Origin of the sequence: Allobosea lupini (assembly GCF_900109525.1) — a bacterium.
Lineage (GTDB): Bacteria > Pseudomonadota > Alphaproteobacteria > Rhizobiales > Beijerinckiaceae > Allobosea > Allobosea lupini.
In genome coordinates this window covers 186,512-205,236 of the sequence record NZ_FOAN01000003.1, presented here as the reverse complement: position 1 = coordinate 205,236, position 18,725 = coordinate 186,512, and the positions used below count along the sequence as shown (strand labels likewise).

Annotated in this window: 17 protein-coding genes; 8 read left to right on the top strand and 9 right to left on the bottom strand. The window is 67.4% G+C overall.

Annotated elements, in window-relative coordinates; translation table 11 throughout:
• Positions 1 to 125: 125 nt before the first annotated feature.
• Positions 126 to 1,673 (top strand): phospholipase D-like domain-containing protein, encoded by a 1,548-nt coding sequence (locus BMZ21_RS10385; protein WP_091833022.1) that lies wholly within the window; start codon positions 126 to 128, stop codon positions 1,671 to 1,673.
• 24 nt (positions 1,674 to 1,697) lie between these two features.
• Here BMZ21_RS10385 and BMZ21_RS10380 read toward each other — a convergent pair whose 3' ends face one another.
• Complete coding sequence (locus tag BMZ21_RS10380; protein WP_091833020.1) at positions 1,698 to 2,948, bottom strand: ROK family transcriptional regulator; 1,251 nt, start codon at positions 2,946 to 2,948, stop codon at positions 1,698 to 1,700.
• Positions 2,949 to 3,114: 166 nt separating this feature from the next.
• Here BMZ21_RS10380 and BMZ21_RS10375 point away from each other — a divergent pair, with 166 nt between their 5' ends.
• The 7 genes from BMZ21_RS10375 (at position 3,115) to BMZ21_RS10345 (ending at position 10,738) form a co-directional block, all read left to right on the top strand.
• Entirely contained in the window at positions 3,115 to 4,374 is a 1,260-nt protein-coding gene (locus BMZ21_RS10375; protein WP_091833017.1) for an extracellular solute-binding protein, read from the top strand.
• Between the two features lie 55 nt (positions 4,375 to 4,429).
• Positions 4,430 to 5,356 (top strand): carbohydrate ABC transporter permease, encoded by a 927-nt coding sequence (locus BMZ21_RS10370; protein WP_091833014.1) that lies wholly within the window; start codon positions 4,430 to 4,432, stop codon positions 5,354 to 5,356.
• The gene (locus BMZ21_RS10365; RefSeq protein ID WP_091833010.1) at positions 5,356 to 6,192 is read left to right on the top strand and encodes a carbohydrate ABC transporter permease; all 837 of its coding nucleotides are present in this window, start codon (positions 5,356 to 5,358) and stop codon (positions 6,190 to 6,192) included. The genes BMZ21_RS10370 and BMZ21_RS10365 overlap by 1 nt, the downstream gene beginning before the upstream one ends.
• A gap of 5 nt (positions 6,193 to 6,197) precedes the next feature.
• Complete coding sequence (gene argH, locus BMZ21_RS10360) at positions 6,198 to 7,715, top strand: argininosuccinate lyase (protein WP_091833007.1); 1,518 nt, start codon at positions 6,198 to 6,200, stop codon at positions 7,713 to 7,715.
• Positions 7,715 to 8,770 carry an ABC transporter ATP-binding protein gene (locus BMZ21_RS10355; RefSeq protein ID WP_091833004.1) on the top strand — a complete coding sequence of 352 codons (1,056 nt, stop codon included), beginning with the start codon at positions 7,715 to 7,717 and terminating at the stop codon, positions 8,768 to 8,770. The genes argH and BMZ21_RS10355 overlap by 1 nt, the downstream gene beginning before the upstream one ends.
• Positions 8,771 to 8,853: 83 nt before the next feature.
• Complete coding sequence (locus BMZ21_RS10350) at positions 8,854 to 9,726, top strand: carbohydrate kinase family protein (RefSeq protein ID WP_091834282.1); 873 nt, start codon at positions 8,854 to 8,856, stop codon at positions 9,724 to 9,726.
• Positions 9,719 to 10,738 carry an SIS domain-containing protein gene (locus BMZ21_RS10345; protein ID WP_091833001.1) on the top strand — a complete coding sequence of 340 codons (1,020 nt, stop codon included), beginning with the start codon at positions 9,719 to 9,721 and terminating at the stop codon, positions 10,736 to 10,738. The genes BMZ21_RS10350 and BMZ21_RS10345 overlap by 8 nt, the downstream gene beginning before the upstream one ends.
• A 7-nt stretch (positions 10,739 to 10,745) precedes the next feature.
• Here BMZ21_RS10345 and BMZ21_RS10340 read toward each other — a convergent pair whose 3' ends face one another.
• From BMZ21_RS10340 to BMZ21_RS10305, 8 genes are all read right to left on the bottom strand, one after another.
• Positions 10,746 to 12,032 carry a TRAP transporter large permease gene (locus BMZ21_RS10340; RefSeq protein ID WP_091832999.1) on the bottom strand — a complete coding sequence of 429 codons (1,287 nt, stop codon included), beginning with the start codon at positions 12,030 to 12,032 and terminating at the stop codon, positions 10,746 to 10,748.
• A complete protein-coding gene (locus tag BMZ21_RS10335; protein ID WP_091832996.1) occupies positions 12,029 to 12,526 on the bottom strand; it encodes a TRAP transporter small permease in 498 nt (165 codons plus the stop codon). The genes BMZ21_RS10340 and BMZ21_RS10335 overlap by 4 nt, the downstream gene beginning before the upstream one ends.
• Positions 12,527 to 12,713: 187 nt before the next feature.
• Positions 12,714 to 13,706 (bottom strand): sialic acid TRAP transporter substrate-binding protein SiaP, encoded by a 993-nt coding sequence (locus BMZ21_RS10330; RefSeq protein WP_091832992.1) that lies wholly within the window; start codon positions 13,704 to 13,706, stop codon positions 12,714 to 12,716.
• Between the two features lie 78 nt (positions 13,707 to 13,784).
• Entirely contained in the window at positions 13,785 to 14,459 is a 675-nt protein-coding gene (locus tag BMZ21_RS10325; protein ID WP_091832988.1) for a GntR family transcriptional regulator, read from the bottom strand.
• Between the two features lie 10 nt (positions 14,460 to 14,469).
• Positions 14,470 to 15,366 (bottom strand): dihydrodipicolinate synthase family protein, encoded by an 897-nt coding sequence (locus BMZ21_RS10320; protein WP_091832983.1) that lies wholly within the window; start codon positions 15,364 to 15,366, stop codon positions 14,470 to 14,472.
• 78 nt (positions 15,367 to 15,444) lie between these two features.
• Positions 15,445 to 16,263 carry a carbohydrate ABC transporter permease gene (locus BMZ21_RS10315; protein WP_091832980.1) on the bottom strand — a complete coding sequence of 273 codons (819 nt, stop codon included), beginning with the start codon at positions 16,261 to 16,263 and terminating at the stop codon, positions 15,445 to 15,447.
• Positions 16,263 to 17,192: a carbohydrate ABC transporter permease gene (locus BMZ21_RS10310; RefSeq protein ID WP_091832977.1), complete on the bottom strand. Its 930-nt coding sequence runs from the start codon at positions 17,190 to 17,192 to the stop codon at positions 16,263 to 16,265. The genes BMZ21_RS10315 and BMZ21_RS10310 overlap by 1 nt, the downstream gene beginning before the upstream one ends.
• A 139-nt stretch (positions 17,193 to 17,331) precedes the next feature.
• Positions 17,332 to 18,681, bottom strand: coding sequence for an ABC transporter substrate-binding protein (locus tag BMZ21_RS10305; protein WP_091832973.1), 1,350 nt, complete (start codon positions 18,679 to 18,681; stop codon positions 17,332 to 17,334).
• Positions 18,682 to 18,725: the final 44 nt, after the last annotated feature.

Genomic DNA, 18,725 nt, shown 5'->3' with positions numbered 1-18,725 from the left:
AGAAGGCCCTTAGCAAGAGCCTTGCCATGATCAATTCCCCAAAGCGGCAACGGTTCGATCTGGATGGAACGAACGACTCGCGGAGATAGGGGTTATAGGAAAAACGGAGTTCCGGCAGTCGCTGAATGTCATTTCTCGAAGTCTTGATCGCGACCCTTGCCTTGATCGCGCTGACCGCGGTGACGGCCGCCTATTCCTATGGCCGCTTCGCTCGCCACACCAGCGCTCCGCCGTCGCATGCGCTGCCGCCGGCCGATGCCGACACCGCGATCGACCGGGCGCTCGGCCCGCTGCTGACGGCCCATCCCGGACTCGATGGCGTCGTCCTGCTCTCGGAGGGCGCGCAAGCCTTTGCCGCACGGGCTCTCACCGCCCGCAGCGCCGGCCGGAGCCTCGACCTGCAATATTACTACTGGCGCAAGGATACCGCCGGCCGCCTGCTCATGCGCGAGATCGTCGCTGCGGCTGACCGCGGCGTGCGCGTCCGACTGCTGATCGACGACATCAACACCCGCGGCAACGATTCGAGCTATCTCGAGCTCGATGCGCATCCCGGCATCGAGGTCCGGCTGTTCAATCCGAGCCGGAACCGCGCAAACGGCATCCGCCGCGGCCTCGAGCTCGCCTTGCGCGCCTTCCGCGTGACGCGCCGCATGCACAACAAGGCCTGGATCGCCGATGGCCGCCTCGCCATCATCGGCGGCAGGAACATCGGCAACGCCTATTTCAACGCGGCGCAAACCAGCAACTTCCACGATCTCGACCTGCTCGTCGCCGGCGAGGCGGTCGCTCAGGCCGAGACGATCTTCGATCGCTTCTGGAACAGCCCGACCGCGGTCCCGATCGCCTCGCTCAGCCGCCCTATCGCCCGGCGCCTGCCGAGCCGTGCGATACCGCCGACGGCCCGAGACCGCGCCAATGTGGCCGCCTTGCCGCGCATCGTCGAAACGCTCGACGCGGACGCGGCGCTGGCCGAGATCCTGGGCCGGCTGCGCTGGGTCGCCGAGGTCCAGATCCTCTCCGATCCGCCGGAGAAGGCCCTCGGCGCCGGAGCGGAGGGCTGGCTCGCGCGCCGGCTCTATCGGGCGATCGCCGAGACGCGGAGCGAACTGCAGATCACCTCGCCCTATTTCATCCCCGGCGAACGCGGCCTCAAGGCGCTCTCCGCCCTCGTCGCACGCGGCGCGAAGGTCACGGTCCTCACCAACTCGCTCGCCGCCACCGATGTCGTCGCCGTGCACGGCGCCTATGCCGGCTATCGCAAGCGCCTGCTGCAGCTCGGCGTCGAACTGTACGAATTGCGCCCGGAGCTCATGCCGGCGGGCGTCTCGCTCTTCGGCTCGAAGGGCGCAAGCCTCCACACCAAGGCTTTCACGGTCGACCGCCATACCGGTTTCGTCGGTTCCTTCAACTTCGACCCGCGCTCGGTCTCGCTGAACACGGAAATGGGCGTCGTCGTCGTCGATGACGGCCTCGTCGCCGAGATGCGGGAGATTTTCGCCAGGGAGACCGCGCCGCATTGCTCGTTCCGGCTCGGCCTCGATCGTGACCGCCTGTGCTGGCACGCAGGGTCGCAACGCGACGGCCATCTGCAGCAGGAGCCCGTAGCGGGTTTCGGACGCCGGCTTACGGCGGCCCTTGTCCGCCTCCTGCCGATCGAATCGCAATTGTGAAAAGTCCGCGCCAGCCGGCGACCGTCACGCCAAGGCAGCCTGCTCGGTCTCGACCGGCTCGCCTGCTGCCGGATTACGTACCAGCCGAGGTGCGATCGCGTCGAGCAGCGGCAGCGCCGCCGCGCCGAGCGCCGCCGTGAACTGGCCGGTCGTACCACGCTGGATGCGCGGGATGATGCGGCCATCACGCCTTGCGACGGAGAGCGGCAAGGGCTCGGCCGCCACGATCAGCGCATCGATGACGCTGTCCGGCAGCCCGCCGCCGAGAATGATCGTCTCCGGATCGAACAGGTTCTCCAGCATGGCGAGCACCGGCGCGAGCAGCGGCCCGGCCTCGGCGATCCAGCCTGCGATCGCCGGGTGTCCTTCGGCGTGAAGCCTGGCGATGCTCGTCGCGTCGACCTCGGCGATTCCCTCCCGACGCAACCTGTCCTGCAACGCCGGCGGCGAGACGTAGCGTTCGAGGCACCCCTGGCGGCCGCAGATGCAAGGCGCGCCCTGCGGAACGGCCGGGACGTGGCCGAGTTCGCCGGCATTGCCATGGGCGCCGCGAAAGGGCTCTCCGCCCAGCATCAGCCCGAGGCCCAGGCCGAGCCCGAAATAGACCAGGCAGAAATGCCGGAGATTGCGGCCGACACCATAGAGATGCTCGCCGACCGCCGCCGCCGTCGCATCGTTCTCCACCGTCACCGAGGTCGCGAGCGCGGCGCTCATCAGGGCTGTTACGTCACGCCCGGTCCATCCGGGGAGAGCCGTCGAGCCGACGGTGATCGTGCCCTCGAAATCGAACGGGCCAGGCATGACGACGCCGCAGCCGAGCAGGCGTTCCGGCAGACCCCTCGTCGCTCGCGCTTGCTCGAGCTCGGCCGCCGCCAGCGCCTGCACCGCTTCAACCGAGAGATCCGGCAACGGCACGACGCGCCGGGCCCTGACCTCGCCGGTGAGGTCGACCAGCACGGTGGTGATGTGGTCGGCGGCGATCTCCAGGCCGGCGGTGACGCCGCCATCGGCATTGAGCGCGAACTCGACCGGCGGCTGACCGCGCGCCGTGCGCCGGCGGCCAAGCTCCACCAGAAAGCCTTCCTCCAGCAATTCGGCGACGATGTTGGAGACGGCTTGCGCCGTCAGCCGTGTCAGGCTGGCCATGTCGGAGCGGCCGAGCCGGCCATGCTGACGCAGCGTCTCGAGCACGACCCGCCGGTTATGGCGGCGCGCCCGCTCCGGATTGGTGCCGAGGGCGGCGCTGGGCGCGGCCGGGAGCTTGCGATGCGGCATGATGGGCAGCCTCTTTCGTGCCGCAGGCTGCGCTGGCCATTAATCAAACTCAAGTGAATTAATCTGTTGACAGCAAGCAAGCTGCGGGAAAGCATGCCCGCCGAACGTCCGGCAGCCGGGAGCGAGCATGCGGGCGGGCGTCGCAACCAGACGGGGAGGAAGACCCATGCGCGGCTTTCGCGGACTAGTCCTGGGCATTGCCATGTCGATCGGCGCCATTGCCGGCGCGCGCGCCCAGGCCGTCGAGATCGAGTACTGGCAATATGTGTTCGACGCCCGCATCAAGGCGATGAACGAGCTGATCAAGCGCTTCGAGGCCGCCAATCCCGGCATCAAGGTCAAGCACACGACCTTCCCCTATGCCGACTACCAGACCAAGATCGCCGCCGCCGTCCCGGCCGGCCAGGGGCCGGACGTGGTCCAGCTCTATTATGGCTGGCTCGACAATTTCGTCGGCGCCAAGTTCATCCAGCCGCTGCCGCGCGACGCCTTCCCGCACGACGTGATCGAGAAGGAATTCTACCCCATCGTCCAGACGATGAAGCGCGACGGCGAGTATTACGGCCTGCCGACCGCGGTGCGCACGCTGGCGCTGTTCTATAACAAAAAGCTGTTCCAGGAGGCCGGGCTCGACCCGAGCAAGCCGCCGCAGACGCTCGACGAGTATCTCGAGGTCGCCAAGAAGACGGTGAAGCGCGACGCTGCCGGCAACATGCTCTCGGCCGGCGCCGTGATCGACATGCCCGGCCAGGACCTGCACTGGTGGCGCGAGGTGCTGCTGCGCCAGATGGGCGGCAAGCCCTATTCCGACGACAACAAGACCGTCGCCTATGACAGCGAGGCCGGCGCCAAGGCGCTGAACTGGTATGCCGACCTGCAGCGCATCCACAAGGTCGGCCAGGCCGGCTTCATGGACGAGGGCCAGGCTGCCTTCCGCGCCGGGCGCGCCGCGATGACGGTCGACGGCTCCTTCCGCCTCGGCGCCTTCGGCGGCATCAAGAACTTCGAATGGGGCGTCGCCGAGCTGCCGGCGAGCGCCGACGGCAAGCGCTCGAACTTCGCCAGCTACTGGGTCAACGCCATCACCGCCAAGCCGACCGGCGTCAAGCTCGAGGCGGCCAAGAAGTTCATGGCCTTCACCACCTCGCCGGAAGCGATGCAGGTCTGGCTCGACATGGTCGGCGAGCTCCCGGCCCGCAAGGCCGCGGCCGAGACAGAGAAGAACCTCGCCCACCCGATCTACGGTCCCTTCCTCAAGGCACTGAACTACTCGCAGGCGACGGTCTTCGTCGACGAATTGGCGCAGCGCCAGGTCGGGCTCGACATGGCCAACCGGGTGTTCATCCAGAACCAGGACGCCAAGGCCTCGCTCGCCGAGGCGGCCAAGGCCGAGCAGGCGATCCTCGACCGCTTCTACAAGAAGTGATGGCGCAGGACGCAATCGCGACAGCCTGAAGCATCCCGACACGGCAGGACGCGCCATGACCGCCGACACCGACGTCGCCCGCTCCGGCGGGCGCCTCTGGCAGGGCCTCACCTTGCAGCAGAAGCAGGTGGTCTGGGCCTGGGGCTTCCTTGCCGTGCCGATCCTGTTCTACGGGCTGATCCGCTTCTACCCGACGGTCGAGGGTTTCATCATCTCGACCACGAACTGGAACCTGATGAATTCGCCCTCCTATGTCGGGCTGGCGAACTTCAAGCGGCTGATGGCCGACCCGGTGTTCTGGCAGGTGTTCCGCAACACCTTCCTCTATCTGATCATCGGCACGCCGCTCAGCCTCATCATAGCCTTCACGATCGCCTACCATCTCGACCGCGTCCGCTTCATGCATGGCTTCATCCGGGCGCTGTACTTCCTGCCCTTCCTGACCACGGCGACGGCGATGGCCTGGGTCTGGCGCTGGTTCTACCAGCCGGTGCCGATCGGCCTGATCAACGACCTGCTCTCGTCCGTCGGCCTGCCGCAGCAGCCCTTCCTGCGCTCGACGACGCAGGCGCTGCCGGCAGTGCTGGCACCGGCGATCTGGGCCGGGCTCGGCTTCCAGGTCGTGATCTTCCTCGCCGGTCTGCGCGCCATCCCGACGACCTACTACGAAGCCGCCCGCATCGACGGTGTCTCCGACTTCGCCATCCTCAGGAAGATCACGCTGCCCCTGCTCAAGCCGACGATCATCTTCCTCGTCGTCTTCTCCTCGATCGGCTTCCTGCGCATCTTCGACCAGGTCTACAACATGACCAGCGGCGATCCCGGCGGCCCGCTCAACGCGACCAAGCCGCTGGTTCTGATGATCTATCAGACCGCGTTCTCCTCCTTCGACATGGGCTATGCGGCGGCGCAGACCGTCGTGCTCTTCCTCGTCCTGCTCAGCATCTCGCTGCTGCAGCTGCGCCTCCTGAGGGACCGTTGATGACCGGCGCCGCCCTCTCCCCGCGCTTTGCCCCGGGGCGCGTCATCGCCTGGCTGCTGCTGCTCGCCGGCGGCCTCCTGATGCTGACGCCGCTGCTCTTCATGTTCTCGACCTCGCTGAAGGACTCGGCCGACATCTACGACCTCCGCCTGATTCCGGCGGCGCCGACGCTCGACAACTACCGAACCGTGCTCTCGGACGGGCGCTTCCTGCGCTGGTTCTGGAATTCGCTGGCGATCGCGACGATCGTCACCCTCTCGAACGTCTTCTTCGACAGCCTGGTCGGCTACACGCTCGCCAAGTTCCAGTTCCGCGGCCGCTATCTCATCTTTCTGGCGATCCTCTCGACCCTGATGATCCCGACCGAGATGCTGGTCATCCCCTGGTACGTCATGGCCAAAAACTTCGGCTGGCTCGACAGCTATTGGGGCATCATGTTCCCGGGCATGATGACCGCCTTCGGCACCTTCCTGATGAAGCAGTTCTTCGAGACGGTGCCGACCGACTTCCTCGAAGCGGCGCGCGTCGACGGGCTCAACGAGTTCACGATCTTCTGGCGCATCGCCCTGCCCCTGGTCACGCCGGCGCTCTCGGCCCTGGCGATCTTCACCTTCCTGAGCAACTGGACCGCCTTCATCTGGCCGCTGATCGTCACGACCAGCAAGGAACTCTACACGCTCCCGGTCGGGCTAGCCTCCTTCGCAGTCGAATCGCAGATCCAGTGGGAGCTGATCATGACCGGCGCCGCGCTCGCGACGCTGCCGACGCTCGCCATCTTCCTGCTGCTGCAGCGCTACATCGTCCGCGGCGTCGTGCTCGCCGGGCTCAAGGGATGAACACGATGACCGCCCATACCGATCCGCGCACGACCGATAAGTCCGTCTTCCCCGATCCGGTCTACAAGGAGACGGTGCTGCGCCCGCTCTTCGACGCGGTGAAGACGCATCATGTCGCCGGCTTCCGCGCCGTCGACCGCGCCCATCTCGTCATGCTGGCCGAGACTGGCATCCTGTCGCGCGAGACGGCATCCGGCATCGCCCGCGCCCTGATCGAGATCGAACGCGAGATCGACCCGGCGACGCTGAGCTATACCGGCGAGGTCGAGGATTATTTCTTCCTGGTCGAGGCCGAGCTGCGCAAGCGCCTGAAGCCCGACGACAATGGCCGCCTGCACACCGGCCGCTCGCGCAACGACATCGAGCACACCTTGTTCAAGCTGGCGCTGAAGCCGAGGCTCGACAGGCTCGCGGCGCAGCTGCGCGCCCTGATCGCGGCGGCGCTGACGCTGGCCGAGCGCGAGAAGGAAACCCTGATCGTCGCCTATACGCATGGCCAGCCGGCCCAGCCCTCGACGCTCGGACATTACCTCTCCGCCGCGATCGAGGTGATGCTGCGCGACCACCAGCGCCTGATGCAGGCGCGCGAGCTCATCGATCTCTGCCCGCTCGGGGCCGCCGCGATCACGACCTCCGGCTTCCCGCTCGACCGTCACCGCACCGCCCATCTCCTCGGTTTCAAGGCGCCGCTGCAGAATTCCTATGGCTGCATCGCCGCGGTCGATTACGTCACCGGCGTCTTCAGCGCGGTCGAGCTGGTCTTCCTGCATCTCGGCCGGCTGATCCAGGACCTCCAGTTCTGGACCGCCTTCGAGGTCGGGCAGGTTTATGTGCCCAATGCCTTCGTGCAGATCTCATCGATCATGCCGCAGAAGCGCAATCCGGTGCCGATCGAGCATCTGCGCCACCTCGCCTCGCAGAGCGTCAGTCGCGCCCGCATGGTCCGCGACATCGTCCACAACACGCCGTTCACCGACATGAACGACTCGGAGGGCGAGACCCAGGAAGCCGGCTACCAGACCTTCGAGAGCGGCGGACGCGTGCTCGACCTGCTCGCGGCGCTGCTGCCGGCGCTCTCGGTCGACAGCCGCCGCGTCGCCGAGACGATCCGGCGCTCCTGCATTACCATCACCGAGCTCGCCGACACGCTGGTGCGCCGGGAAGGGCTCTCCTTCCGCGCCGCCCATGAGGTCGCCTCGGCGGTCGCACGCGCCGTCGTCGCGGCAGATGGCGACCTGCCGCGCGACGGCTACGCGCCTTTCGTCGAGGCCTTCCGCCACGCCGCCGGTCGCGAGCCTGCTCTCAGCCGCGAGGACTTTGCCATCGCCGTCTCGCCCGAGAACTTCGTCGCCCTGCGCGAGCGCTTCGGCGGGCCTGGGCCGAAGGTGCTGAGTGAGGCCCTCGCCGGCTATCGCGCCGAGCTCGCCGCAGCCGAGGATGCCGCCACCGCGATCGCCCGGCGCGAGGAGGCAGCTCGCCGCGAACTGGACGCCGCCTTCACCGCCCTCGCAGGAGCCGCCTGATGGCCGGGATCGCGATCGACAAGCTGGTCAAGCGCTACGGCACGACGCAGGTCGTGCACGGCATCGACCTCGACATCCAGGACGGCGAGTTCATCGTCTTCGTCGGCCCCTCCGGCTGCGGCAAGTCGACGACCCTGCGCATGATCGCCGGGCTCGAGGAGATCAACGACGGCACGATTTCGATCGGCGGCCGCGTCGTGAACCGGCTCGAGCCGAAAGAGCGGAACATCGCCATGGTGTTCCAGAACTATGCGATCTACCCGCATATGAGCGTCGCCGAGAATATCGCCTTCGGGCTCTACACCTCCCAGCTCGACAAGACCGCCAAGCGCAAGCGGGTCGAGGAGGTCGCCGAGGTGCTCGGCCTGACCAAGCTGCTGGAGCGCCGGCCCTCCGCCCTCTCCGGCGGCCAGCGCCAGCGCGTCGCGATCGGCCGCGCCATGGTGCGCAACCCCGCCGTCTTCCTGTTCGACGAGCCGCTCTCCAATCTCGATGCGCAATTGCGCGCGCAGATGCGGCTCGAGATCAAGCGCCTGCACCAGCGGCTGGGGACCACCATCGTCTTCGTCACCCATGACCAGGTCGAGGCGATGACGCTGGCCGACCGGATCGTGGTGATGCGCGACGGCCATATCCTCCAGGTCGGCGCGCCGATGGAGCTCTACGAGAAGCCGGCCGATGTCTTCACCGCCCGCTTCATCGGCTCGCCGACGATGAACATCATGCCGGCGAAAGCGACCGACGGCACGCTGCAGCTCGGCGAGACGCCGATGGCATGGCCTGCCGCGCTCCCGGCCGATGTGCTCGTCGGCGTCCGGCCGCAGGAACTGCGCGTGCTCGGCGAGGGCGAAGCCGCCGATCTCACCCTCGCCGGCACGGTGGCCGTAGTCGAGCCGCTGGGGCCCGAGACATTCGTCCATGTCGAGGCCGAGGGCAGCTTGCTGCTCGCCTCGGCCCCGGCCAAGCATCCGCCCGCCGTCGGCAGCGCCGTCCGGCTCGGCGCCTCGGCCGCGGGCTTGCGCCTCTTCGACGCCAAGAGCGAGCGCGCTCTGTGACCTCGCGGCGGTCACGACCGGACGGGCTCGTGCTCAGCACCGGCCGGCTCTATTGCGACCTCGTCTTCCGCGGGCTCACGGCAATGCCGCACCTCGGCGAGGAGCGCTTCGCCGACGATCTCGCGATCGTGCCCGGAGGCGGCGGCTTCATCACCGCAGCCCATCTTGTCGGGCTGGGCCGGCCTGCCGCCTTGCTGGCGCGCCTCGGCGAAGACCCGCTCTCGCAATCGCTCCTGCCGGCGCTCGCGCGCAGCGGCGTCGAGCTCGGCTTCCTCGAGCGCGCTCCTGACGCCGGGCCGCAACTCACCGTCGCGATGGTGCAGGATGGCGAGCGCGCCTTCCTCTCGCGCCGCGCCGGATCGGCTCGCCCGGCGACGCTGCCCGCCGCGCTCGGCGATGTCCGCGTGGCCCATCTCCATATCGCCGAATTCGCGACCTTGGCCGAGATCCCGCATCTGGTCACCGATGCCAGGCATCACGGCCTCACCGTCTCGCTCGACCCGAGCTGGGACGATGCGCTGATCCGCTCGCCCGATCTCGTCGCACTCTGCAACGGCGTCGACATCTTCCTGCCGAACGCCTCCGAAGCGCGTGCGATCGCCGATTGCGACGATCTCGACACGGCTGGCCGGCGGCTCGCCCAGCACTTCGCACTGGTCGTGATCAAGGATGGCGGCGACGGCGCCCGCCTTTACGAAGGGCGAGAGAGCCTCGCGCTCCCGGCGGCGCCCTGCCAGGGCGTGCTCGACACCACCGGCGCGGGCGATGCCTTCAACGCCGGCTTCCTCGCGGCCTGGCTCGGTGGGAGCTCCCCCGAACGCGCCCTCGCCGAAGGTATCGCCTGTGGTACGCTCTCGGTCCAGAGTGTCGGCGGCGCCGGCCATGAGCTCGATCCGCGCCAGGTCGCCGCTGTCGCCGACCAACTGCTTGAAGAGCCTCTGCGCCGCCATGGTTGAAGCCCTGCTCACTCGCGAGGCGGCCGAAACCGCCGCCGTCGCACGCCGCCAGCGCGCGGAAAATGGCGCAATCATCGCCGATCTCGTCACACGCCTGCGCATCAAGCGCCCGGCCTTCGTCGCGACCTGCGCGCGTGGCTCCTCCGACCATGCCGCGAGCTATGGCAAATACCTGATCGAGCGCACGCTCGGCCTGCCCGTCGCCTCGCTCGGCCCCAGCCTCGCCTCGGTCTATGGCGGCGAGCTCGACCTCTCCCGCGCCGTGTTCATCGCCGCCTCGCAATCCGGCCGCAGCCCCGATGCCTTGCTGCTGACCGAGGCGGCGAAGCGGGCCGGAGCGCTCGTCGTCGGCTTCGTCAACGACGAAGCCTCGCCCCTCGCCGGCATGGTCGACGTGATCGTACCGCTGCGCGCCGGGACAGAACGGAGCGTCGCTGCGACCAAGAGCTTCCTCGCCACCTGCCTCGCCTTCCTGCATCTGGCGGCCGAATGGGCGCAGGACCAGGCCCTGTACGCCGCCCTGGCAAAGGCACCCGCGGCCTTCGATGCCGCCGGGCGCTGCAACTGGACGCCGGCCCTGCTCTCCTGGCGCGAGGCCAGCAGCCTCTATGTGATCGGCCGGGGGATGTCCTTCGGCATCGCCCAGGAGATCGCGCTCAAGTTCAAGGAAACCTGCCGGATCCATGCCGAGGCCTTCAGCGCCGCAGAGGTGCTGCACGGGCCGCTCGCTCTGGTCGGACAGGGGTTCCCGGCGCTGGCGCTCGATCCCGGCGACGAAGGCAGCGAGAGCGTGCGCGCCGCGGCCACGGCCTTCTCTAGCCTTGGTGCCGATCTGGCCTATGCCGGCGGCGGCGCGGGACAGAATCTGCCTCTGCCGCCGGACTTGCCGACCGCCTTGCTGCCTCTGGCGCAGGTTCGCGCCTTCTATGGCGCGCTCGCTGCGCTCGCTGAAAGCCGCGGCCTCGATCCAGACCGCCCGCCTCACCTCTCCAAGGTGACGCGGACGGTCTGATCAGTTCTCATTTGCCGAGCACAAGGTTGGGCAGCCAGGTCGTCAGCGGCGGCCAGAGCGTGATCGCGGCGAGCACCGCCAAGAGCGGCAGCAGCCAAGGGACGATCGCCCGCGACATCGCCTCGAAGGAGATCTTGGCGATCTTCGACGTGACGAAGAGCACCACGCCGACCGGCGGCGTGATCGTGCCGATCATCAGGTTGAGCACGAAGATCAGGCCGAACTGGATCGGATCGATGCCGAACTGCGCCGCAGCCGGCGTCAGGATCGGGATCAGGATCAGCATCGCCGCCAGCGCTTCCATGAAGCAGCCGACGAAGAGCAGCAGCAGGTTGACGATCAGCAGGAAGACCAGCGGATTGCCGGCGAGGTCGACCAGCATCGGCCCGACCGTCTGCGGGATGCGCGAGATCGACAGGCACCAGCCGAGCGCCGCCGCCGTCATCACCAGCGCCAGCACGACGCCGGTGGTCTCGACCGTCTGAACCACCAGCTCCGGCAGGTCGTTCAGCGAGAAACTGCGGTAGACGAACAGGCCGAGCACGATCGCATAGGCGGTCGCGACCGCCGCCGCCTCGGTCGGCGTGAAGATGCCCGCCATCATCCCGCCGAACAGGATGACGGGCGTCATCAGCGCCCAATGCGCCTCCTTGTAGGCGATCCAGAGCTGCGCCGCGCCGGGGAAGGGATGGCGCGGCAGGTCGCGCTTCCTCGCGACATAGACCACCATCGCCATCAGCGCGCCGGCCATGAGCAGGCCAGGGATCACGCCGGCGAGGAAGAGCCCGCCGATCGAGACGTCTGCCGAAACGCCGTAGATCACCATCGGCAGCGAGGGAGGGATGATCGGCCCGATCGTGGCGGAAGCGGCGGTGATCGCCGCTGCCGTCTCCGGATCATAGCCCTCGTCCTGCATCGCTTTGATCTCGAGCGTGCCGACGCCGCCGGCATCGGCCACCGCCGAGCCCGACATGCCGGCGAAGATCACGCTGGCGAGGATGTTGGCGTGGCAGAGCCCGCCGCGCAGCCAGCCGACGCAGGCCGTGGCGAAGGCGAAGATCCGGTCGGTGATCCCCGCCGAATTCATGATGTTGCCCATCAGGATGAAGAGCGGGGCCGCCAATAGCGGGAAGGAATTGGCGGACTGCGCGATCTTCTGCGGCACGATGCCGAGCGGGAAGCCACCGAAGAAGGCGAAGACCGCCGCCGCCAGCCCCATCGAGACGAAGAGTGGCACGCCCATCAGCAGGGCGATGAACCAGACCGGCAGGATCTGCAGCATCAGGGTGCTCATAGCGGCTGCGTCCCGGGCTCGGCGGTGTCGACCTTGCGGCCGGCGATGACGTCGCCGATCTCGGCTAGCGCCTGCAGGATGAGGGCGAGGCCGGCGAGCGGCATCACCACGTAGAGCGCCGCGCTCGACACCGGCAGCGCAATCGAGTCGACATCCCAGGTCCGCTCGATCAGCCCGAAGGAATAGCGGATCAGGATCGCGGCGAAGAGGATGATCGATCCTTGCGTCACGAGTTCCAGCAGCCGCCCGGCCGGTTTCGGCAGCAGGTCGGCGAAGACAGTGATGCGGATATGCGAGCGCCGCCTCGCCGCGATGATCCAGCCGGTGAAGCCGGTCCAGACGAGAAGGTATTGCGCAAGCTCATCGGTCCAGGCCAATGGGGCATTGAGCTGGCGCGAGGCGACGCCGAGCAGGACCGCGACGAGCAGCGCCAGCAAGAGCCCGACGGCTGCGGCGCGGACGAGGCGGTCGGTGAAGGCGACGAGGGATTTCATGAGCGTCCACCATGGGGGCGCGGCGTCCCCTCTCCCGGATGGGAGAGGGTAGGGGTGAGGGACCGCCGCTGATTGCTGGGGTACGAAGGTGCCGCGGCGCCTTCTGCGGTGAGGGCAGGCCCTCATCCCTGCCCTTCCCGCACGGGAGAAGGGTTCCCTGCGCCCATCACGACTGTCGAAGCGCCCGTCACAGCGCCGCGAGCGCGTCCCAGGTGCCCTTGCCCCATTTGCTCTCGAACTGCTTGGGCAGGCTCGCCAGCACCGGCTTGCTGAAGCTTTCGAGATCGGGCTCGGTGACGCTCATACCTGCCGCCTTCAGCGTCGCGACGAGGCTGCCCTCCTGGCTCGCCAGCTCGGCATCCTGCCAGGCGACGCCGTTGGCGATCGCCGCTTCCAGGATCGTCCGGTCGGCGTCCTTCAGCCCCTTCCAGAAGTCCTGGTTGATGACGATCAGACGCGGCGTGATGATGTGGCCGGTCAGGATCAGGTGTTTCTGCACCTCCTGCAATTTGGCGCTGTGAATGGTCGGCAGCGGATTCTCCTGCCCGTCGACCGCGCCCTGGCTCAGCGCCAGATAGAGCTCGTTGAAGTTGACCGGTGTCGCCTTGGCGCCCCAAGCCTCGACCATCGCGCGGAAGGTGTCGACCGGCGGGACGCGCAGCTTGAGGCCGGCGACATCCGCCGCGCTCTTCACCGCCTTGGAGCCGGTGGTCAGGTGGCGCTTACCGTAATAGGTCACCGCCGCCATGCGCAGGCCGCGCTTCTTGATCAACTCCTCGTTCATCTGGGTGAAGACCGGCGCCTTGGCGACCTTGGCCATATGCGCCGGGTCGCGCCACAGATAGGGCGCCTCGACCACCGAGAGCTGCGGCAGGAACGAGCCGAGCGCCGCGGCGCCGTCCGTCGTCATGGTCAGCGCGCCAGAGGCGACCGACTCCATCATGTCCTTGCCGGAGCCGAGCTGGCCGGCGGGGAAGGACTGGATGTCGACGCGGCCGGAGGTCTTCTCCTTCACCTCCTTGGCGATCCGGTCGACCATCTGCACCTGCGGATGCGTGGTCGGCAGCATCTCGCCCCAGCGCAGCACGGTGGCCTGCGCGCGCAGCACGGTCGGCATCGCGATCATGGCGCCGGCTGCAGCCGAGCCGGCGAGAAAGGCACGTTTCGTCAGCTTGGTCATCGTTGCTCTCCTCCCTGAGCGGCCGGTTTTCCGGCTCGCCGTTCCAGCGCCTGGTTTCGATCGGCGCCTGATCGCTGGTCAGTAGCTCATCGCCCGCGTCCGGGCGTTGTTGATATGGGTGCTCATCTCGGCCGCAGCCGCCTCGGGATCGCGCGATTCGATCGCGGCGATGATCTTGAGATGGTCCTGCATCACCGGGATCAGGATATGGTTCTGGATCCGCGTCTCGTATTGCCGGATCAGCCTGATCTTCAGCCAGGTGACGCGGAAGGCCTGGCTGACGATATCGTTGTCGAGATGATCGATGATCGCCTCGTGCATCAGCCGGTCGACATCCTCGGCATCCTCGATCAGCGTCTCGTCGCCGCCGGCCTCGGCGCGGCCGATGATCGCTTCGTGGCGCCGGCGCTGCTCGGCAATCTCTTCGTCGGTCGCGGTCCGGGTATAGGCGGCCGTCGCCTCCTTCTCGAGGAAGAGGCGGAACTGGAAGGCGTTGCGGATCAGGTTGAGGTCGACATGGGCGACCTGCATGCCGCGCTGCGGCACGGTCTTGATCAGCCCTTCCGCCTCCAGCCGCGGAATCAGCTCGCGGATCGCCCCGAGCGGGAAGCCCGTCATGGCGACGAGCTCGCGCTGGGTGACGAACTGGCCCGGCCGGATCTCGCGGGCGAGCAGCCGCTCGGTGAAGCTGGCATAGGCCCGCTCCCTGAGCTTCAGCGGCTCGCCGTCGCGATCCGGCTCGGACTGGCTCATCGCGTCCTCCTCAGTCCGCCTTGGCGCGGGTGATCCGGTCGAAGGCGGCGAACAGCGCCTTGCGCTGGCCTTCGTCGAGCGCAACCAGCGGCGCCCGCATCGGGCCATAGCCGGCGTCGCCGTGGAGATGGCCGACCAGCGCCTTGACCGCCGGCAGCACCGGATAGGAGCAGATCTCGTCGACCAGCGCGTTCACCGTGGCGTCCTCGGCGCCCTCGTATACGACCGGGCGCAGCAGATGCGGCACCAGGTTGGCGACGCCGCAGATCGAGCCCTGCGCGCCATTGCGCACGGCCCGGCCGAGCAGGCGCTCGTCGCCGACCAGGATGGCGAGTTCGCCATGCGCCTTCAGGAAGGCTTCCGTCGTCGCATAGTCGCCGGAGGAATCCTTGATCCCGGTGACGATGCCCGGGAAGGCCTTCTTGAGCCGCTCGACCAGGCCGATCGAGATCTCGACCGCCGTCACCGAGGGGATGTGATAGAGGATGGTGTCGCGGGCGGAACTCCCCAGCTTCTCGAAGAACTGCGAGAACCAGGCATAGAGCCCCTCGTCGCCGACGCCCTTGAAGTAGAAGGGCGGGGCGACCAGCAGGCCCTTGGCGCCGACGTTCAGCGCGGTCTGCGCCTGGTCGACCGCCTCGTGCAGCGAGGCGGCGGCGACGCCGGCATAGATCTGCCTGGCCGGGTCGATGCCGGCGCCGACCAGAGCGCCGAGCATGGCGGTGCGGGCCGGACTGCCGAGCGCCGCGCCTTCTCCGGTCGTGCCGAACAGTGTGACGCTGTCGCAGCCATTGGCCAGCACGTGCCTGGCATGGTGGACGAGCCGCGGCAGGTCGATGGCGCCGCCTTCCCGCATCGGCGTGGTAATGGCGCAGGAGAGGCCGAAGCGGTTGGGGTTCAGAGCCATTGCAAAGTGTCTTTCCGTGAGATGAGCGATCGAGGCGTTGAAGGGGTCGGGCGCGCAGCAAGATCGGCGCCAGCGATGTCAGCCATCCTTGAGCCCTCCGGCGGAGAGGCCGGCGACGATCTCGCGCTGGGCGAGGACTGTCAGCAGCAGGACGGGCAAGGTCACGAGCAGAGCGGCGGCCGCGAGCGGGCCCCAGGAGATCTGCTCGAAGGTCAGCGAGTTGTAGACGGCGGACGGGAGCGTGCGGCTGGCCTTGCCGCCGAGCACCACCGAGAAGATGAAGTTGTTCCAGGAGAAGATGAAGGCGAGGATGCCGCCGACGACAATGCCGGGCCGCGCCAGCGGCAGCGCGACATGGCGGAAGGCCTGCCAGGTGGTGGCGCCGTCGATGCGGGCGGCGTCCTCCAGCTCCATCGGCACGTTCTCGAAGTACCCGATCATGATCCAGACGATGATCGGGATGGTGATGACGAGATGGGTGATCACCAGCGCCGTCACCGTGCCGACGAGGCCGGTGATCTGGAAGAGCAGGAAGAGCGGGATCAGGTAGGACAGCGCCGGCGTCATCCGCGCGACCAGGATCAGGATCGCGAACTTGTGGGCCTTGCCGCGGGCGATGCCGTAGCCTGCCGGCACGCCGACGGCGAGGCCGACCAGCACCGCCCCGCCCGTCACCAGGATCGAGTTCCAGAGATAGAGCGCGAAATTGTTCTTCTCGAAGACGTCGAGATAGTTGGCGAAGGTCGGCGGGTTCGGGATGAACACCGGCGGGAAGGCGGTGTTGTCGAGCTCGTTCTTCAGCGAGAGCGAGATCATCCAGAGGAAGACCAGTACCGCCGGCGAGACCAGCACGAAGACGGAGGCGTAGAAGCCGAATTTGGAGAGGAACCGCTTCATCACGCGTTCCACTTCGACTTCTGGCGCGCATAGAGCAGCAGCAGCGACAGCATGATGATGATCACGAAGAAGATCACCACGACCGCGGAGGCGTAGCCGATCTTGTAGAACTGGAAGGCCTGCAGATAGAGGAAGATGTTGAGCGTCTCGGACGCCGTCCCGGGGCCGCCCTGGGTGATCACGAAGATCGTGTCGAAGGCCTTCAGCGCGTCGATGGTGCGGATCACGATCGCGACCATGATGAACGGCCAGACCAGCGGCAGCGTGATGTGCCGGAACATGTGCCAGGCATTGGCGCCGTCGATCAGCGCGGATTCGTAAGGCTCGCGCGGCAGGCCCGCGAGGCCGCCGAGCACGATCAGCATGACCAGCGGCGTCCAGTGCCAGACCTCGACCAGGATCAGCGTCGGGATCACCGTGTTCGGCGAATAGACCCAGGCCTGCGGACCGATTCCGACGAGCGAGAGCAGGTAGTTGAGCACGCCAAGCTGGGGGTGGAACATCATTGTCCAGACCAGCGCGACCGCGACCGGCGTCGCCATCATCGGCATGACGAAGATGGTGCGCAGCAGCCCACGGAACGGGAATTCGCGATGGAAGACCAGCGCCGCGGCGGTGCCGAACAGGATCGGCAGCACGACTGCGAGCACCGTGTAGTAGAAAGTGTGCCCCATCGACTCGATGAAGCGCGCATCGCGGAAGAGCTCGGCGAAGTTCTGCAGGCCGACAAATTCCGGCCCGCCGCCGATCTTCCAGTCCTGCGTCGACATATAGAGCGTGAACAGCCAGGGGAAGACGATCACGCCGGCGACGATCAGCACCGCCGGCAGAGAGAACAGCCAGTAGCGCGGGGTGAAATCCCGCGAGTCGGCCGCAGGAGCTTGCGCCGGGCTCGTCAGGCTACTGGCTGGCAGGGTTGTGCTGGTCATTATCTGCTCTGGAAACTCACGCCGTCATGCCCGCCCTTGTGGCGAGCATCCACGTCTTGAACTCAGGCCTGCCCGCAGGAAGACGTGGATGGTCGGGACAAGCCCGACCATGACGCTTCTCATGGCTGGCCGGCCAGCCTCAGCCCTGCTCGCTCTTGGCCAGCACCGGTGCGAAGGCTTCCGTCGCCTTCTTCAGCTCGGCGGCGACATCGGCGCCGCCGATCGCATTGGTCAGCGCCACCCCGAAGACGTCGCGGAACTCGGTGACCGGGACGATCTGCGGCAGTGCGGCCCGGGCGATCTTGGCCGAGTTCAGCAGGCAGTCGAAATACTGCTTGCCGAATTTCGAAGCCTCGATCGTCGCCGTGTCGAGATAGGCCGAGGAGCGGGCCGGAGCGCCGGCGCCGGCCTTCAGCATGGCGAGCTGCTGCGCCTTGTTGGTGATGAACTGGATATAGAGCCAGGCCGCCTCCTTCTTGGCGGAGCCGCGCGAGATGCCGATGCCGTCGCCGAACATGCCGGCATGATGCGCCTTCGGCCCGGGCGGCGTGACGCCATAGCCGACCTTGCCGACGATGCGCGACTTGCTGGGATCCTCAAGCGGCGTCGCAAAGCCGATGCCGTCGAGCCACATCGCGGCGCGGCCCTGCATGAAGGTCGTCTGGCATTCGTTCCAGTTGAAGCCGACGGAGCCGACCGGCCCGGTGTCCTTGTTGAGCTTCTTGTAGAGCTCGGCGGCCCAGATCGCCTCGGGCGTATCGGTCAGGAGCTTGCCCTCGGCCGAGGTGGTCTCGATGCCCTGGCCGAGCACCAGGCAGGCCCAGACCGGCACATTGGCATTCTTCAGGCCGCGAGAGACGAAGCCAGCGACGCCCTTGGCCGGATCGTGCAGCTTGGCGGCGGCAACCGCCATCTCGTCCATGCTCTTGGGATAGGCGACGCCCTTCGCGTCGAACAGTTCCTTGTTGTAGTAGAGCATCCAGTAGTCGACGAAGTAGGGCAGCGTATCGAGCGCCCCATCGGCCTGGCGGGCATAGGCCACGGCGCCGGCGCCGAAATCCTCGAAATTGAAATCGGGCGAGGTCAGCGAGGCATCCTTTATCATCGGCGAGAGGTCGGCGAACCACTTGCCTTTCGCCGCCATGCGCTTCTGCACATGCAGCGAGATCGCGCTGACGTCGAAGCTCGGCTTGCCGGAGGCGAACTCGATCACCGCCTTCTGGCGCTGCTGCTGCTCCGGCACCTGCTCGGAGGAGACCTTGATGCCGGTGAGCTCGGTGAACTCCTTCTCGGCGGCCTGGAACAGGTCCGAGCGCGGGTTCTTGACGAGCAGGACGTCGATCGACTGGCCGGAGAAGCGCTTCCAGTTGAAGGCGGCCTGGGCCCGCGCCTCGCGCAATACCAGCGGCGAGGCGATGGCGCCGGTGGCGCCGAGCGCGGCGGCGCCGCGCAGCAGGCCACGCCGTGTGGGCTTCAAGATCTCGGTCATGGATGTCCTCCCCTGGACTGAATGCGCGGCCGTTTCAGGCCGTC

What these genes read in the sequence shown, in the direction of transcription:
- BMZ21_RS10385 (WP_091833022.1), top strand. Translation starts at nt 126, where the DNA reads ATGTCATTTCTCGAAGTCTTGATCGCGACCCTTGCCTTGATCGCGCTG.
- BMZ21_RS10380 (WP_091833020.1), bottom strand. Translation starts at nt 2,948, where the DNA reads ATGCCGCATCGCAAGCTCCCGGCCGCGCCCAGCGCCGCCCTCGGCACC.
- BMZ21_RS10375 (WP_091833017.1), top strand. Translation starts at nt 3,115, where the DNA reads ATGCGCGGCTTTCGCGGACTAGTCCTGGGCATTGCCATGTCGATCGGC.
- BMZ21_RS10370 (WP_091833014.1), top strand. Translation starts at nt 4,430, where the DNA reads ATGACCGCCGACACCGACGTCGCCCGCTCCGGCGGGCGCCTCTGGCAG.
- BMZ21_RS10365 (WP_091833010.1), top strand. Translation starts at nt 5,356, where the DNA reads ATGACCGGCGCCGCCCTCTCCCCGCGCTTTGCCCCGGGGCGCGTCATC.
- argH (WP_091833007.1), top strand. Translation starts at nt 6,198, where the DNA reads ATGACCGCCCATACCGATCCGCGCACGACCGATAAGTCCGTCTTCCCC.
- BMZ21_RS10355 (WP_091833004.1), top strand. Translation starts at nt 7,715, where the DNA reads ATGGCCGGGATCGCGATCGACAAGCTGGTCAAGCGCTACGGCACGACG.
- BMZ21_RS10350 (WP_091834282.1), top strand. Translation starts at nt 8,854, where the DNA reads ATGCCGCACCTCGGCGAGGAGCGCTTCGCCGACGATCTCGCGATCGTG.
- BMZ21_RS10345 (WP_091833001.1), top strand. Translation starts at nt 9,719, where the DNA reads ATGGTTGAAGCCCTGCTCACTCGCGAGGCGGCCGAAACCGCCGCCGTC.
- BMZ21_RS10340 (WP_091832999.1), bottom strand. Translation starts at nt 12,032, where the DNA reads ATGAGCACCCTGATGCTGCAGATCCTGCCGGTCTGGTTCATCGCCCTG.
- BMZ21_RS10335 (WP_091832996.1), bottom strand. Translation starts at nt 12,526, where the DNA reads ATGAAATCCCTCGTCGCCTTCACCGACCGCCTCGTCCGCGCCGCAGCC.
- BMZ21_RS10330 (WP_091832992.1), bottom strand. Translation starts at nt 13,706, where the DNA reads ATGACCAAGCTGACGAAACGTGCCTTTCTCGCCGGCTCGGCTGCAGCC.
- BMZ21_RS10325 (WP_091832988.1), bottom strand. Translation starts at nt 14,459, where the DNA reads ATGAGCCAGTCCGAGCCGGATCGCGACGGCGAGCCGCTGAAGCTCAGG.
- BMZ21_RS10320 (WP_091832983.1), bottom strand. Translation starts at nt 15,366, where the DNA reads ATGGCTCTGAACCCCAACCGCTTCGGCCTCTCCTGCGCCATTACCACG.
- BMZ21_RS10315 (WP_091832980.1), bottom strand. Translation starts at nt 16,263, where the DNA reads ATGAAGCGGTTCCTCTCCAAATTCGGCTTCTACGCCTCCGTCTTCGTG.
- BMZ21_RS10310 (WP_091832977.1), bottom strand. Translation starts at nt 17,192, where the DNA reads ATGACCAGCACAACCCTGCCAGCCAGTAGCCTGACGAGCCCGGCGCAA.
- BMZ21_RS10305 (WP_091832973.1), bottom strand. Translation starts at nt 18,681, where the DNA reads ATGACCGAGATCTTGAAGCCCACACGGCGTGGCCTGCTGCGCGGCGCC.